The organism is Salinisphaera sp. T31B1, from assembly GCF_040361275.1.
In the GTDB taxonomy this organism is placed as follows: Bacteria; Pseudomonadota; Gammaproteobacteria; order Nevskiales; family Salinisphaeraceae; genus Salinisphaera.
This window is the reverse complement of record NZ_APNH01000001.1, coordinates 1,480,020-1,496,514: the sequence shown is the minus strand read 5'-3', so window position 1 is coordinate 1,496,514 and position 16,495 is coordinate 1,480,020. Positions and strand designations below refer to the sequence as shown.

12 protein-coding genes are annotated in these 16,495 nt (G+C 65.3%); 9 read left to right on the top strand and 3 right to left on the bottom strand.

Annotated elements, in window-relative coordinates; genetic code table 11:
- The first annotated feature begins 181 nt into the window (after nt 1-181).
- From atzF to T31B1_RS06780, 9 genes are all read left to right on the top strand, one after another.
- Entirely contained in the window at nt 182-2,008 is a 1,827-nt protein-coding gene (gene atzF, locus T31B1_RS06820; RefSeq protein ID WP_353248684.1) for an allophanate hydrolase, read from the top strand.
- Nucleotides 2,001-5,636 carry an urea carboxylase gene (gene uca, locus T31B1_RS06815; RefSeq protein ID WP_353248683.1) on the top strand — a complete coding sequence of 1,212 codons (3,636 nt, stop codon included), beginning with the start codon at nt 2,001-2,003 and terminating at the stop codon, nt 5,634-5,636. Before atzF ends, uca begins: the two co-directional genes overlap by 8 nt.
- A 1-nt stretch (nt 5,637) precedes the next feature.
- Nucleotides 5,638-6,420 (top strand): GntR family transcriptional regulator, encoded by a 783-nt coding sequence (locus tag T31B1_RS06810; protein WP_353248682.1) that lies wholly within the window; start codon nt 5,638-5,640, stop codon nt 6,418-6,420.
- Nucleotides 6,417-7,742 (top strand): urea ABC transporter substrate-binding protein, encoded by a 1,326-nt coding sequence (gene urtA / locus T31B1_RS06805; protein ID WP_353248681.1) that lies wholly within the window; start codon nt 6,417-6,419, stop codon nt 7,740-7,742. Before T31B1_RS06810 ends, urtA begins: the two co-directional genes overlap by 4 nt.
- A gap of 84 nt (nt 7,743-7,826) precedes the next feature.
- Nucleotides 7,827-9,644, top strand: a complete 1,818-nt coding sequence (gene urtB / locus T31B1_RS06800) for an urea ABC transporter permease subunit UrtB (RefSeq protein WP_353248680.1) — start codon at nt 7,827-7,829, stop codon at nt 9,642-9,644.
- On the top strand, nt 9,644-10,774 hold the full coding sequence (gene urtC, locus T31B1_RS06795; RefSeq protein WP_353248679.1) for an urea ABC transporter permease subunit UrtC: 1,131 nt from the start codon (nt 9,644-9,646) through the stop codon (nt 10,772-10,774). The genes urtB and urtC overlap by 1 nt, the downstream gene beginning before the upstream one ends.
- The gene (urtD, locus tag T31B1_RS06790) at nt 10,771-11,604 is read left to right on the top strand and encodes an urea ABC transporter ATP-binding protein UrtD (RefSeq protein ID WP_353248678.1); all 834 of its coding nucleotides are present in this window, start codon (nt 10,771-10,773) and stop codon (nt 11,602-11,604) included. The genes urtC and urtD overlap by 4 nt, the downstream gene beginning before the upstream one ends.
- Nucleotides 11,597-12,325 (top strand): urea ABC transporter ATP-binding subunit UrtE, encoded by a 729-nt coding sequence (gene urtE / locus T31B1_RS06785; protein ID WP_353248677.1) that lies wholly within the window; start codon nt 11,597-11,599, stop codon nt 12,323-12,325. The genes urtD and urtE overlap by 8 nt, the downstream gene beginning before the upstream one ends.
- A 232-nt stretch (nt 12,326-12,557) precedes the next feature.
- Entirely contained in the window at nt 12,558-12,806 is a 249-nt protein-coding gene (locus T31B1_RS06780) for a hypothetical protein (protein ID WP_353248676.1), read from the top strand.
- A gap of 600 nt (nt 12,807-13,406) precedes the next feature.
- On the opposite strand, the gene T31B1_RS06775 is transcribed toward T31B1_RS06780, so the two are convergent.
- The 3 genes from T31B1_RS06775 to T31B1_RS06765 all read right to left on the bottom strand — a co-directional run bounded on the left by T31B1_RS06775 (nt 13,407) and on the right by T31B1_RS06765 (nt 16,486).
- A complete protein-coding gene (locus T31B1_RS06775; RefSeq protein ID WP_353248675.1) occupies nt 13,407-15,077 on the bottom strand; it encodes a hypothetical protein in 1,671 nt (556 codons plus the stop codon).
- 127 nt (nt 15,078-15,204) lie between these two features.
- Entirely contained in the window at nt 15,205-16,251 is a 1,047-nt protein-coding gene (locus T31B1_RS06770) for a putative solute-binding protein (protein WP_353248674.1), read from the bottom strand.
- Nucleotides 16,232-16,486 (bottom strand): hypothetical protein, encoded by a 255-nt coding sequence (locus T31B1_RS06765; protein WP_353248673.1) that lies wholly within the window; start codon nt 16,484-16,486, stop codon nt 16,232-16,234. Before T31B1_RS06765 ends, T31B1_RS06770 begins: the two co-directional genes overlap by 20 nt.
- Nucleotides 16,487-16,495 lie beyond the last annotated feature (9 nt).

Below are 16,495 nucleotides of genomic sequence, written 5' to 3'. Positions count from 1 at the left end.
CACGGAAATGGCGCGGCCGGGAGGCCGGCCGCACCGAAACAGGTCGAACACGCGTTTTTCAAAGGGCGTCCCACCTTCATAAAACACGACCAGATCTCGCGATCAGCGTGATATAGCGCCCTGCCGGCGGACTGGCACAGGCGTTGCTTAGTCGTTGTATACATCCCTGTATGCAGACGACATGACGATAGCGACCCTGGCCGATTGGCGCGACCGCTACGCCGAGGCGACACAAACGCCGCGCCGTGCACTCCACGCCCTGCGCGACGCACTCTCGAGCGACGATCCGGCATGGATTCATATCGTTAGCGCCGTCGAGCTCGATGCCCAGCTGGCCGGTCTCGACGCCCGGCTGAGCGACTGCGCCGGCGATCAGGCAGCACTGCCGCTCTACGGCGTGCCGTTCGCGGTCAAGGACAATATCGATGTCGCCGGCCTGCCGACCACCGCGGCCTGCCCGGACTATGCCTATACGCCCACCCGTAGCGCGCATGCCGTCGAACGGCTACAGGCGGCCGGCGCAATCCTGCTGGGCAAGACCAATCTCGACCAGTTCGCGACCGGACTGGTCGGTACGCGCTCGCCGTTCGGCGCCGTGCCCAACGCTTTCGATCCAGCCTATATCAGCGGCGGCTCGAGTTCCGGCTCGGCGTCGGTCGTGGCCCGGGGCCTGGTGGCGTTTTCGCTGGGCACGGACACGGCCGGCTCCGGGCGCGTGCCGGCCGGCTTCAACAATCTGGTGGGTGTCAAAGCTACCTGCGGCGCGATCAGCACCCGCGGCGTGCTGCCGGCCTGTCAATCGCTCGACTGTGTCTCCATCTTCACGCTGAACGTCGAAGACGCGGACACCGTTCGCGACGTGCTCGTCGATTTCGATACCGAAGACGCCTATTCGCGGCGCCAACCGCAGGCCGCGCCGATAGCGCCCCCGAGCACCTCAAAGCCCAGACTCGGCGTGCCCAACGCGCCGGAGTTCTTCGGCGACGACAAGGCGCGCGCGGCTTTCGAATCCGCCGTCGGGCGATGGCGGGATGCCGGCGCCGAGATCGTGGCGCTGGATTTCGCGCCCTTCCACGCTGCCGCCGCCCTGCTCTATCAAGGGCCGTGGGTGGCCGAACGCTATGCCGCGGTCGGCGAGTTCATCGATGCCCATCCCGATGCGGCCGATCCGGTGGTAGCCGACATCATCACCGGCGGCAAGAACGCCAGCGCGGTCGATGCCTTTCGGGCGCAGTACGCCCTGGCCGCGCTCCGACGCGAAGCCGACGCGCTCATCGCAAACGTCGACGCGCTGCTGGTCCCCACCTCGCCGAGCATCTACAGCCAGGCCGAAATCGCGGCCGAACCAGTCGAGCTCAACAGCCGTCTGGGCACCTATACCAACTTCGTGAACCTGCTCGATTACTGCGCGCTCGCGCTGCCCGGCGGCTTTCGCGACGACGGCCTGCCCGCCGGCATCACCCTGATCGCGCCTGCCTGGCACGACGCGCGTCTGGCTGCGCTCGGCGCACGCTGGCAGACCCACCAACCCTGGCCGCTGGGTACCGACGAGCGCCTCGCCGCACCGATAGCCGATACCGACGGCGCGCCAGCCGCCGACGCCATGATCCGCGTCGCCGTCGTCGGTGCACACCTGCGCGGCATGCCGCTGAACGGGCAGCTCACCGAGCGCGACGCGGTGTTCGTCGAGCAGACCGAAACCGCACCTGAATACCGGTTGCTCGCACTCGCCGGCACCACGCCGCCCAAACCGGGGCTGATCCGCGGCGACGGCGGCGCGGCGATCCAGGTCGAGCTGTGGGACGTGCCCGTGGCGGCGTTTGGCTCATTCGTTGCACTCATTCCGGCACCCCTGGGCATCGGCACATTGACGCTTGCCGATGGCCGCGAAGTGAAAGGTTTCATCTGCGAAGGCTGGGCCGCCGACAGCGCGCGCGACGTGACCGCATTCGGCGGCTGGCGCGCCTATATCGCGGACCAGAAAGCAAAGGCGAACGACAATGGCTGAACTCGATACCGTCCTCATCGCCAACCGTGGCGAGATCGCGGTGCGCATCGCGCGCACGCTCAAGGCCATGGATATCAAGAGCGTCGCGGTCTATGCCGACAGCGATCGCGACAGCGGCCACGTCGGCGCGGCCGATATGGCCATAGCCCTCGGCGGCGACACGGCCGCGGAAAGCTATCTCAACGTCGAGGCCGTGTTGAACGCGGCGCGCGAATCCGGCGCCCAGGCGATCATCCCCGGCTACGGTTTTCTATCCGAGAACGCGGACTTCGCCCGGGCCTGCGAAGACGCCGGCATCGCTTTCGCCGGGCCCACGCCCGAACAGATCGAACAGTTCGGTCTCAAGCACACCGCCCGCGAACTGGCCGAGAACGCCGGCGTGCCGCTGGCGCCCGGGACCGGTCTGCTCGACAGCCTGGACGCGGCGAAAACCGCGGCCAGCGAGCTCGGCTATCCGGTCATGCTCAAGTCCACGGCCGGCGGCGGCGGCATCGGCCTGTCGCGCTGCAACGACGAAGCCGAGCTGGAAGCGGCCTTCGACAAGGTCGCCCGTCTGGGCCAGAACTATTTTTCCGATGACGGCGTGTTTCTCGAGCGCTTCATCGAGTCGGCACGGCACGTGGAGATCCAGATATTCGGCGACGGTAACGGCACGGTCGTGGCCCTGGGCGAGCGCGACTGTTCGCTGCAGCGGCGCAACCAGAAAGTCGTCGAGGAAACCCCGGCGCCGCATCTGCCCGCGGCCACGCGCGACGCGATGATGGCCGCGGCCGTGAGCCTGGGCGAGTCGGTGAACTATCGCTCGGCGGGCACGGTGGAATTCATCTACGACGGCGCGCGCGACGCATTCTATTTCCTCGAGGTGAACACACGCCTGCAGGTCGAGCACCCGATCACCGAGGCGGTGACCGGCGTCGATCTGGTGGCTTGGATGGTGCGCACCGCGGCCGGCAACCCGCCCGATCTGTCGGCGTTTGAAGCCGACCCGCAGGGCGCGGCGATCGAGGTGCGCATCTATGCCGAACAGCCGGCGCGCGATTTCCAGCCCTCGCCCGGCGTGCTCACCGAGGTGGTGTTCGACGAACATGCGCGCGTGGATACCTGGGTCGCCGCGGGCACCGAGGTGTCATCGCACTTCGACCCGATGATCGCCAAGCTCATCGTGCACGGCAATACCCGCGACGAAGCGCTGGCACGGCTGATCAATGCGCTGGATGCGACACGCCTGTCGGGCATCGCCACCAATCTGGATTATCTGCGCCAGATCGCGGCCGACGAGAAATTCGCCGCCGGCGAGGTCTCGACCGCGTTTCTGGCCGATTTCGACTACGCGCCGCCGTTTCTGGAGATCGTCAAACCGGGCACGTACACCAGCATCCAGGATTTTCCGGGGCGTACCGGCTACTGGCATATCGGCGTACCGCCGTCCGGGCCAATGGACGATTACGCCTTTCGTCTGGCCAATGCCATCGTCGGCAACCACGCCTCGGCGGCCGGTATCGAATGCACGATCCTGGGGCCACAGATCAGATTCCATACCGACGTGGTCATCGCACTCACGGGCGCAAAAACGGCCGCGACGCTGGACGACGCGCCGGTCGATTTCTGGGCACCGATCGAAGTGCGCGCCGGCCAGACGCTGGTCGTCGGCAAGGCCGAATCCGGCTGTCGGACCTATATCGCGGTCCGCGGCGGTATCGACGTCCCCGATTATCTGGGCAGCAAGTCGACCTTTGCGCTGGGTCAGTTCGGCGGCCATGCCGGCCGGCCGCTGCGAACGACCGACATGCTCGCCGTCTGCGATGCCTCCAGGCCCAACGCCCCGACGCCCGCTCCGATTAACGCGCCACAGGCCGCGCCCGCGGCGCTCGTGCCCGAGTACACGAAGCACTGGGAAATCGGCGTGCTCTACGGCCCGCACGGCGCGCCCGATTTCTTTACCGAAGATTCGATTGCGGCCTTCTTCGATACCGACTGGGAAGTCCACTACAACTCCAACCGCCTGGGCATTCGCCTGAACGGCCCCAAGCCGACCTTCGCCCGCGAGGACGGCGGCGAGGCCGGGCTGCATCCGTCCAATATCCACGACACCGAATACGCGGTCGGGGCCATCAACTTCACCGGCGACATGCCGGTGATCCTGACCCGCGACGGGCCGAGCCTGGGCGGCTTCGTCTGTCCGGTGACGATCGCGGCGGCCGAGCTGTGGAAGGTCGGCCAGGTCGCCCCCGGCGATACGATCCGTTTCGTACAGATCGGCTTCGACGAGGCAGCGGCCCTGCAACGCGAACAGGACGCCGCCTGCAACGAGCTCGCGGTGCCCGCCGAGCGCCGCCCGCTGGCCCTGCCGACGCCTGCGGATACGGTCTCGCCCTGCGTACTCGCCGAGCGCCCGGCCGAGGGCAGCCGGCCGGCTGTGGCCTACCGCCAGGCCGGCGATCGCTGCATCCTGATCGAGTACGGCCCGAACGTGCTCGACCTGCGCTTTCGCCTGCGCGTGTACCTGCTCATGCAGGCGCTGGAAAAGAACCCGGTCGACGGCATCCTCGAACTCTCGCCCGGCGTGCGTTCGCTGCAGGTCAACTACGACGGCCAGCGTATCCACCAGCGCGATCTCATCGAGGCGCTGCTGGCGATCGAAGCCAATCTGCCCGAAGTCGACGACCTCAAGCTGCCCACCCGCGTGCTGCACCTCCCGCTGGCCTTCGAGGACAGCGCCACGCTGGATGCCGTTTCGCGCTATCGCCAGTCGGTCCGCGACACCGCGCCGTGGCTGCCGAACAACGTCGACTTCATCCAGCGCATAAACGGCCTTGAATCGCGCGACGAAGTGCGCGAGACGATTCTGGCGGCCAGCTATATGGTGCTGGGGCTCGGTGATGTCTATCTCGGCGCGCCCTGTGCGGTGCCGATCGACCCGCGCCACCGCCTGGTCACCTCCAAGTACAACCCGGCACGCACCTATACCGCCGAGGGCACGGTGGGCATCGGCGGCGTTTATATGTGTATCTACGGCATGGACTCGCCGGGCGGCTATCAGCTGGTCGGGCGCACCCTGCCGATCTGGAACAAGTTCGGGCACAACGAGCAGTTCGCACCGGGCGAGCCCTGGCTGCTGCGATTCTTCGACCAGGTGCGCTATTACCCGGTCGACGAGGACAGGCTCACCGAGATGCGGGCCGAGTTCCGTGCCGGCCGCCTGCATGCCGAGATCACCGAGGAAGTCTTCGACTTCGCCGAATACCAGCAGTTTCTGGATGCCAACGCCGACGATATCGCGGCCTTTCGCGAGTGCCAGAGCCAGGCCTTCGCCAAGGAGGTCGAACACTGGCAGGCCCAGGCCGAGGCCGAACCGGAAGCCAAGGCCGGCCCGGCTGCGGCACCGGTCGAGGACGACATCGACGGCGAAGCGGTGACCGCCGACGTGTCCGGCAACGTCTGGAAGCTGCACGTCGACGAAGGCGCGACCGTCGAGGCCGGGGACCCGCTGGTGATCGTCGAGGCGATGAAGATGGAGTTCGCGGTCGAAGCGCCCTGTGCCGGCACGGTGGTAGCGCTGCGCTGCGAACAGGGCACGCTGGTTTCGGCCGGCGATGTGCTGCTCGTGATCGAGCCGAACGCGGGCTGACATGAGTATCGCGCCGACGCCCCGAACGGCCCCGGGTACACGCGCCAAGCGCGTGAACCTGGCTGATCGCGTCTATGCCCAGCTCAAGAGCGAGCTGTTCGATTTTCATCTCATGCCCGGCGATCGGATTTCCGAGACCGATATCGCCGCGCGGGTACGGGCCAGCCGTACGCCGGTACGCGAAGCCCTGTTCCGGCTGCAGCGCGACGGCTATGTCGATGTGCTGGACAAGGGCGGCTGGCGCGTCAAACCCCTGGACTTCAATGCGTTCGACGAACTCTACGACGTACGCATCACGCTGGAATGTGCGGCCGTGCGGCGCCTGTGCACGCGCGACGAAACACCGCCGATTCTGGCCGAGCTTGCCGGGGTCTGGCAGATCGACCCGGCCGAGCGCGAGACCGACAGTACCACCCTCTGGCAGCTCGACGAACGGTTTCATGCCGAGATCGTGGCCGCCGTAGGCAATCGCGAAATGGCGCGGATTCACCGCGACGTGACCGAACGCATCCGCATCGTACGGCGGCTGGATTTCGTCAAGCCCGCCCGCGTCGACGCCACCTACGACGAACACGCGGCCATTCTGCGGCGGCTCGCCGAGCGCGACGCCGAACCCGCCCAGCAGCTGCTCGAAGCTCATATCAAGGCCAGCCGCGATGCGGTGCGCCAGATCACCCTGCACGGGCTCTACGAAGCCCGCGATGCAATGCGTGCCGGCGGGCCGCTGCGCATCGATACCACCGCTCATCCGTCACCACTCGAAAAAACGGGGAAACCACGATGAAGACGACGACGCTACATAAACTCACCACGGGCGTGCTGGCACCGGCGCTGCTCGCACTCGGCGCGTTTGCCGGCAGCGCCCAGGCGGCCGACGACGCCAAGAAGGCCGATTGCCCGATCAAGGTCGGCGTGCTGCATTCGCTGTCCGGCACGATGGCCATCAGCGAGTCCACGCTCAAGGACACCGCCCTGATGCTGATCAAGCAGCAGAACGAGAAAGGCGGCCTGCTCGGCTGCCAGCTCAAGCCGGTGGTCGTGGATCCGGCCTCCAACTGGCCGCTGTTCGCCGAAAAGGCACGCCAGCTCCTGTCGCAGGACAAGGTCGACGTCGTGTTCGGCACCTGGACGTCGGTGTCGCGCAAGTCCGTGCTGCCGGTGTTCGAGGAATTGAACGGCCTGCTGTTCTATCCCGTCCAGTACGAGGGCGAGGAGTCCTCGCGCAACATCATCTACACCGGTGCCGCGCCCAACCAGCAGGCGATTCCGGCGGTGAACTACCTGATGAACGAGGTCGGCGTGGAGCGCTGGGTGCTGCTGGGCACGGACTATGTGTATCCGCGTACCACCAACAAGATCCTCAAGCAGTATCTGATGGACAACGGCGTGGCCGAGTCCGACATCATGATCAACTACACGCCGTTCGGCCATTCCGACTGGCAGAGCATCGTCTCGCGCGTGAAAGCCTTCGGCTCGGTCGGCAAGAAAACCGCCGTGGTCTCGACCATCAACGGCGACGCCAACGTGCCCTTCTACAAGGAACTGGCCAACCAGCAGATCTCGGCCGCGGATATCCCGGTGGTGGCGTTCTCGGTGGGCGAACAGGAGCTTTCCGGCATCGATACCGGCCCGCTGGTCGGCCATCTCGCCGCCTGGAACTATTTCGAGAGCATCGATACGCCGGCCAACGAGCAGTTCATCAAGAACTGGCATGAATACACCGGCGACGACGACCGCGTGACCAACGACCCGATGGAGGCCACCTATATCGGCTTCAATCTGTGGGTGAAGGCGGTCGAGAAGGCCGGGACCACCGATGTGGATACCGTCATCGACACCCTGCCCGGCCTGAAGGTCGACAACCTCACCGGCGGCACCGCCGAACTGCTGCCCAACCACCACATCACCAAACCCGTCTATATCGGCGAAATCACCGACGACGGCCAGTTCTCGGTGGTCTGGGAAACCGACGACGAAGTGCCGGGCGATGCCTGGTCCGACTTCCTGCCGGACAGCAAGAAGCTCAAGGCCGACTGGGTCGATCTCGACTGCGGGCACTACAACACCGAAACCAAGTCCTGCACCGGCCAGAGCGCTACGCAGTAGTCGGAGCGCGTCCCAGACGCCATCCGATGCAATGGGGCACCGGGCCGCCAGGCCCGGTGTCTTCGGCCACCCAACGAGTCCGCCATGGACAGAACCAGAACAACCGGCACCGCGCGCCGCCTGATCGCGATAATCCTCGCGCTCGGCCTCGCGTTCGCCACGGCCGCGGCGACGGCCCAGGACGATCCGAGCGGCGACGATCCGAGCAGCGCCGTTACCGCGCCCGCGGCTGACAGCGCAGCCACACCATCGACGCCGTCGGCATCGGCCGAAACGGGTGATGGCAGCACGGCCTCGGCCGATGCCACGACAGCCACGCCCGACGACGCCCCGTCCGAAGACAACGGCTTCGACTACGACGGCACCGTCGCCGCGCTTGCCACGGCCAACTATCCGGAAAAACGGCGCATCGTGACCGCGCTCGCCGCCCACCCACGGGCGCATACCGCCGAGCTGCTGGCCGCTTTTGCCGACAACCGGCTGGTGGTTCGCAAGGCCGACGACAAGGTCTTCGTGGCCGAGGACAACGGCGACGACTACGCCCTGCGCGACCCGATCACCTTCGAGCCGGCCGGCAGCGCCTCCACGCGCGATTTCGAGCCAGTGCGTACCAACATCGGCCTGCGTCAGAACATCGGCGTGGCCCAGGCCCAGCTCGAACTCGACGCCGACGATGCCGATACGCGCCTGGCCGCGGTCGAAACCATGTCGGAAAAGCTCGACGACAATGCCGCCGACGCCATGCGCGCGCATCGCGCCAGCGAAACCGACGACGACGTGCTCAAAGCCATCGACCGCGCGCTCGCGATCAACGACCTGAACACCGGCGACAACGCCGCCAAGCTCGAGGCCATCGAGCGGCTGTCCGGCGACAACAGCCAGATGGTCTACAACCGTCTCAAGAACATGCTCATCCTCATTCCCGAGGATACGGCCGATGCCGATCAGGCGCGCCTGCGTGCGGCGGCCGCCGCCCAGGTCGAACGTGTCGACTGGTGGCGCACGGTCTACGACTATCTCGAAACCCTGTTCTTCGGCCTGAGCCTGGGTTCGATCCTGGTGCTCGCCGGCATCGGCCTGGCGATCACCTTCGGCGTGATGGGCGTGATCAACATGGCCCACGGCGAGCTGATCATGCTCGGCGCCTATACGGCCTTTGTCATGCAACAGCTGCTGCCCGGCCATATCGGCGTCGCGCTGGTGCTGGCCGTGCCGGCCGCGTTTCTTGTCTCCGGCCTGGTGGGCATTCTCATCGAACGCTCGATCGTGCAATGGCTCTACGGCCGGCCGCTGGAAACACTGCTGGCCACCTTCGGCGTGAGCCTGTTCCTGCAGCAACTGGTGCGCAGCGTGTTCACCCCGCTCAACCGGTCGGTGGCCTCGCCGGAATGGATGAGCGGCCTGATCCGGTTCAACGATCTGTTCGCGCTCACCGCCAACCGGCTCGTGATCCTGGCGTTTTCGATGGCGGTGTTCGCGGCTCTCATTCTGGTCATGCACAAGACCTCGCTGGGCCTGAAAGTACGCGCGGTGTCGCAGAACCGCGATATGGCACGGGCGATGGGCATCCGCACGCAGCGCCTCGACGCGCTCACCTTCGGCCTGGGTTCGGGGGTGGCCGGCATCGCGGGCGTGGCCTTGAGCCAGTTGACCAACGTCGGCCCGAACCTGGGCCAGAGCTACATCATCGATTCGTTCATGGTCGTGGTCTTCGGCGGCGTCGGCAATCTGTGGGGCACGCTGGTGTCGGGCCTGTCGCTGGGCGTGCTGACCAAGTTCATCGAGCCGCAGGCCGGCGCGGTGCTGGCCAAGATCATCGTGCTGATCTTCCTCATCCTGTTCATTCAGCGGCGACCGCGCGGGCTGTTCCCGCAGAAAGGCCGCACGGCGGAGGGCAGCTGATGACACGCACTCATGCCAACCACGGTCCCGTTCTCACACGCATGCTCGGGGATACGGGCAGCCTGATCTTCGTGCTCGCGCTGATCGCCCTGACCGTGGCCATTCCGATCTGCAATCTGCTGGTCGCGCCGTCCAGCGCGCTGCACGTATCGAACTTCACCGTCGCACTGGTGGGCAAGTACCTCACCTATGCCCTGCTCGCGGTCGCCCTCGATCTGATCTGGGGTTATTGCGGCATTCTGAGTCTTGGCCATACCGCCTTCTTCGGGCTCGGCGGCTATGCCATGGGCATGTACCTGATGCGCCAGATCGGCGATCGCGGCGTCTACGGCAACCCGGTCCTGCCGGACTTCATGGTGTTTCTGAACTGGGACACCCTGCCCTGGTACTGGCACGGCATGGATATATTCGCCGTCGCCATGGCCATGGTCGTGCTGGTGCCCGGCCTGCTGGCGCTGGTGTTCGGCTGGCTGGCGTTTCGCTCGCGGGTGACCGGCGTGTATTTCGCCATCATCACCCAGGCGATGACCTATGCGCTCATGCTCGCCTTCTTTCGCAACGAGATGGGCTTTGGCGGCAATAACGGGCTGACCGATTTCAAGGACATCCTCGGCTACAGCCTGTCGGCCGACGGCACCCGCGTGGGACTGTTCGTGGCCTCCGGCGTGGGGCTTCTGATCGGCTTTCTGATCGCGCGTTTCATCGTCACCTCGCGCGCCGGGCGCGTGCTCGAGGCCATTCGCGATGCCGAAAGCCGCACCCGCTTCACCGGCTATCGCGTGGAGCTGTACAAGGTCTGGATTTTCACGATTTCGGCCATGCTCGCGGGCGTGGCCGGCGCGTTGTACGTGCCGCAGGTGGGCATCATCAACCCGAGCGAGTTTTCGCCGATCGCCTCGATCGAGGCGGTGGTCTGGGTCGCGGTCGGCGGACGCGGCACGCTTTACGGCGCGGCGCTGGGCGCGGGCGTGGTCAACTTCGCCAAGACCTGGCTGACCGGCGCCTTTCCGGATATCTGGCCCTATGCACTGGGCGCGCTGTTCGTGGCCGTCACCCTGTTTCTGCCCAAGGGCATCGTCGGTCTGGTATCGCAATTACGCCGGCGGATGCGTCGCAAGGAGCCGTCATGAAAAAACCGGCCCTGGTGGAGAGTTTCTTCGATCGATCGCGGGTGTTCGATTTCGTCAACCGCCCGGCGGCGGGTGCCAAGCCCGACGTGCGCCACGGCACGATCCTCTACGTCGAGGACATCACCGTGAGCTTCGACGGCTTCAAGGCGCTGGACGCGCTCACCCTCTATGTGAACGCCGGCGAACTGCGCTGCATCATCGGCCCCAACGGCGCCGGCAAGACCACCATGATGGACGTGATCACCGGCAAGACACGCCCGGACGCGGGGCGGGCCTGGTTCGGCCAGAACATCGACCTGCTCACGCTCGACGAACCACGCGTCGCCCAGGCGGGTATCGGGCGCAAGTTCCAGAAACCCACGGTGTTCGAAAACCATACCGTGCACGAAAATCTGGAACTGGCGATGGCCGGTGCACGCGGCGTCTGGCCGGTGCTGTTCGCGCGCCTGTCCAGCGAACAGGCCGCACATATCGACGAAACGCTGGAGCTCATCGGCCTCGAGGCGCGCGCCCAGACGCTCGCCGGCGCGCTGTCGCACGGCCAGAAACAATGGCTGGAAATCGGCATGCTGCTGATGCAGGAGCCGGAACTGTTGCTGGTCGACGAACCGGTCGCCGGCATGACGCCGCAGGAAGTCGAACGCACGGCCGAACTGCTCACGCGTCTGGCCGGCAAGCGTTCGGTGGTCGTGGTCGAACACGATATGGAATTCGTACGCTCGATCGCCCGAACCGTGACCGTGCTCCACGAAGGCCGCGTGCTCGCCGAAGGCTCGATGGACGCGATCCAGAACGACCCTAAGGTCGTGGAGGTCTATCTCGGTGAATGATGCCGCCCCCCAAACCGACGCCGCGCCGAGCCTGATCATCCGCGGGCTCGACCAGTACTACGGCGGCAGCCATATCCTGTGGGATGTGGATCTGGACGTCACCCCGGGCGCGATCAGCTGCCTGATGGGCCGCAACGGCATGGGCAAGACAACCCTGCTCAAGACCATCATGGGGCTGGTGCCGGCCACCGGCGAGATTCGTTTCGGCGATACCGATCTGCTCAAGCTGCCTGCCGACAAGCGCGCGGGGCTGGGCATCGGCTATGTGCCCCAGGGCCGCGAGATCTTCGGCCAGTTGTCGGTGGCTGAGAACCTGGAACTGGGGCTGTACGTGCGCCGCGATCGGTCGCGCGCGGCACTCGACCGGGTCTTCGAACTGTTCCCGGTATTGAAGGACATGCGCAGCCGACGCGGCGGCGACCTGTCCGGCGGCCAGCAGCAACAGCTGGCGATCGCCCGGGCGCTGGTATTCGACCCGACGCTATTGATTCTCGACGAGCCCTGCGAAGGCATTCAACCGAACATCGTCGCCCAGATCGGCGACACGCTCGAAAAGCTCAACCGCGAGGACGGGCTCACCGTGCTGCTGGTCGAACAGAAACTGCCCTTCGCCCGACGCGTGGCCGACGAATTCCGCATCCTCGACAACGGCCGGCTGGTCGCCCAGGGCGGTATCGCGGAACTCACCGACGAGATCGTGAACAGGCATCTGAGCGTATAGAGCGAATCCGGTGTTGAACCGTGCCAAATAATCAGGCGCCTGAAGCAGCCCGGGATGTCTACGCGTTGTTCAGCGAGCCGCCCGCCCACGATGGACTGCCGTCAGCAGTAATAATTTGGCGCTAAGAATCCGCCGCCACGGCGGGTCCGAATCTCTTGAAATCCAGACAGCACATGACTGATCCCCAACGCTGTCTTTCAAGCGTTTGAAGCCACTCGGACCTGGCGGCCAAGTGGTCCTGGAAACGCTGAATCAACAGCGGCTGACGAACTCCCGACCGTTTGATGATGGTCTGCCGCTGCGTGTGCAGCGCTTGCATCAGCCGCTGCAGACCGCGCGTGATCCGTGCGACTTCTTCGGCGACGGCACCTTTCAAGCTGCGGTGAGCGCGGTCGCGCGCCTGCCGCCCCACCGGGTCAATCTGGTCGCCGCGTTGGCATCGCTGCAGTGTCTGCCATGCTCGAGGCGACATCGTTCCTGACTCATTCCATAGCCGAGAAAACCAGCTCGCTCGGATCGACATCGCGAGTACTGGTACGAATGCGGGGCCCGGTTAGCCACTTCGACTGCGAAAGCGATTTCCGCAATCGATGCAGCGCATGTGGTTGCGCAGCCGAAGCATCTTGCGCCACGCACGGCGCCGGATCGGGACCACGCCAAAGCTTGCGCATTTTGGACATCGTTGGGTCTTCATCGGTTGGCTCCGGGTCGGATGGATCAGGACTTGAACCAGTCGCAGGCTGGCAGCATTTGGTTCTGCGCTGTACGGCGCACTCGCCATTTCCTCCAGCCAACGGAGCTGACGAGTGGCGCCCTCCAGTCGTGAGCAGATTTGATGATCATTTCGAGTTCATCGCTTTTGATCCGGAATCAGACGACCCAGAACCTGGCGATCTGACGCTGATCGCGTCGACGGTTAGCCGGCCATCGTTAGCGCACAGATAAGCCACCGCAGACGAATCGCCAAGGAGCTGTGCCGACTGGCCGGATCGCATGGTCACCAAGGCTGGGCAGCAACGTGCAAGGCCATCCACTTGAGCCGCACTCGCAGCGGTCCGGGTTGCATTGCATGATTGGGTCATCACCACGTCGACGAGGCATCCCGACATTGCGCCACCAGTTCGGTTAGGCCAGCGCCACGCATGCCATGTTGTGCGGCGACGAGGATGTCGAGATCGTCGGTCAGCGCGTCCAGCCCGGCTCCGATGAGGCGCTTGAGGCCCTCGACCTGGGCGCTGTCAGGTAGCACACGCTTGTTGATCAGGCTGACCGCGAACCGTACGAAGAAGTTGTCCAGCATGTCGCCGTCCGCAGCAACGGATAAAAGGCTGCTGTCTTGCGATACCTGCTCGAACGACACGTCCAGCTTTGCCCCCGCGCCGCCGTTGCTTTGCGTGAGCACCTGCATGAAGTCGTTCACGATGCCTTCGATATTGTTCGGAATCACGGCATCGACCACGCCGGTGGGAATGAACCCGAGCGCGGCGCCGCCGACGCTTACCTTCGGCTGCGTGACGATGCGCCCGTCGTAGGTAGCCCCGTCATTCGACCGACGGTACGTCCAGTCGATCGGCCACTGATCGAGACGGACGGTTACCCCCAGCGCCTTGAGCTTGATATCGGCGACGGACTGGTACGACAGGTGATCGAGGGTTTCGGCGGGGTCGATGGCATCGAGGCGTGGCGTGCCGTCGCGACTGGGCACCAGATGCCCGTCCTTGACCCAGGCATCGACCACGAGACGCTGTTGCACGCTGTCCAGGTCGATATCGAGCCAGCGCCCCGCATCGTTCTCGATCGAGACCTGGGCCGATATGAAGCCCTTGATCTGTTCCAGATAATCGGCGACCCGCGGGTAGTGCTCGCGCAATCCCTGGTCGAGCTGGACCACCAGATGCAGGTGTTCGGCCGGCGATCGCGCGCTATCCGGGGCGAGTATGTCCGGAATGTTCGATATGCCGAGATACCAGCGAAAAAAGTTCGGAAAAGCCGGCTGCAGTTGCAGCAGAATCTCCGCATCGCTGCCGGTGCCACCGAAGAACCCGCCGCCGCTGGGCGCCGGCAGCGGTGCGGTCGTGGTCAGATGATCAAGACTCATCCACGCGGCTTCGAGCACGTTTGCCCATTCGATGGGCCCGATGTCGGCGCGCATACGCGCGCGCACCTTGTAGCGATCGCCGGCCGGGCCCTCGGGCGGCACGACGCCCGGTCGCATGGACAGCTGCGACGTGGTTTCTCCCAACGCGCCCAGGGGCTGGTCGAACGCGTCGGGCGCGATCCGGCTCACCCGATACGCGGACGATGCCGGACGACCTTGCAACGTCAAGGCACGCCAATCCCCGTCCTCGGTCGGCAACGTCCGGTATAGGCCACTCAGATTGAAATCGCGTACCGCATCCCACAACGCCGCTCGCACTGCGTCGACATCCGGGTCCAGCCGGGTGGCGGTCACCACATTACGCTGCCAGTTCAGGTGATCGCGCAGTAACGACACCGCCTGCGTCTCGGGCACATCGCCGGCCAGTGCCAGCGGCGGATGCCAGCCGCGCAGGGTCAGCACCGTATCGCAGGCGGCCTTGCGCGCCGGCGTCATCGCCAGCGCGGCGGGGGCCAGCCCGAGCAACGCTAATCCGAATACGCAGATCGCCAGCCGAGTGGCGCGCCGCATCCATGTACTGCGGTCACGGCGGCCGCTGTCATCGCCAGACTGATCGCCCTTACGCGTGACGGAACCGGACAGAGCGGCGTTCATGCGCAATACCGCAGCACGGGCGGCAGCGCCGATCGCTCGAACGGCCGTTCCGGCCACAACGGCAACCGGTTAGAAGGCCGCGGCCCAGGCGCCATGCAACCCCTGCGCTCACAGTGACTCATTGTACTCATTCGATTGCGCCGCCTTCGCTGTCCAGGCTGCATTCGGCCACGCCGGGGTTCGTCGAACAGCGGATCTTTTTGAGCAGATGCTGCATGCGGTGGTCGTACCAGCCCTGATCCCACAGGCGCTGGCGGATCTCGCGCAGCATGCTGCGATATTTGGTCTCGCGTTCACCGTTGATATGCACCCAGTAGCGATCCGGAATTTCGTCGTCGGACTGACGGATCCGGGTGATCACACGGCCCCAGGCATTGTCGACCGCCCAACGGCGCGAGGCGGCGGCGAAGCCGTCGGGAAAGCGATCGCGATGCACGACCATCTGCAACGACAGCATGCCGAGTACGAAATCGGCGACGCCGCCGTTTTCGCCGAGCCCCTTGTAGAGCTCCAGCGGCTTGTAGGCGATCGCCGGCGCGTACGCCATATCGACACTGTGGTTGTTGAACAGCGGCCCGAAGCTGGCGATCGTCGCCGGCACGGGCGAGGCACCGGCCACGTTGGCGACCACACGCGCCTGCTTGTCATAACCGATCACCGCGACCTTCTTGCCGGCCGCGGCCTCGAGGCTGTCTAGAAAACGCTTCTCGCGGGAAAACAGATAGACCTTGCCGCCCGGCACGACGCCGGCAATCTCGTAGCCGCCGTCGCGCATGAGCGGCGCGGCCTTGTCACTGGCCATCACCTTGATCGCGGTATGCACCTGATCGTAGGTCTGCAGCCCGCCGACCATATCGAGACTGCCGGCAAACGGCACGAACTGCTTCATGCGGATACCGGTCAGCCCGGCCGCATCGCAGCGTCCGGCCTTGAAATCCGATGCGACTACGTCTTCGCTGGTATAGGCACGCAGATCGAATGCCACGCCGTGCTCGCGGGCGAAGATGATGTAGTCCTGAAACTGTTCGATCACCGGCCCGCTGGCCCCCACCGGGTCGTAGACACAGATCGAGCGAGTCGGAACACCGCTGTCGGCGCTCGCGATGGCCATGCCCGCCCCGGCCAGAATGATGCCGGCAAACCAGGCGCCAAGACTATGCATATTGGGTGACATAACCGCCCTCCTGCAGCTTGAGCGAAATGCCGATTGCCGCCAGCTCAACGCGGCGCGAGCCGATTGCCGCCGTGGCTACAAGCGTGAAGATCGCGGACCTACGGCAATTGATCCCATGACGCCTGTCGAACCGGCGATACAGCGTTACTTCAGTGGCGCGGACCAACGAGTGATATCGATAACCGCATGGGGTGATCCAGGCCGACCGCCTGCCTTCGGCGATCGCCTGACTCACGTGCCACTA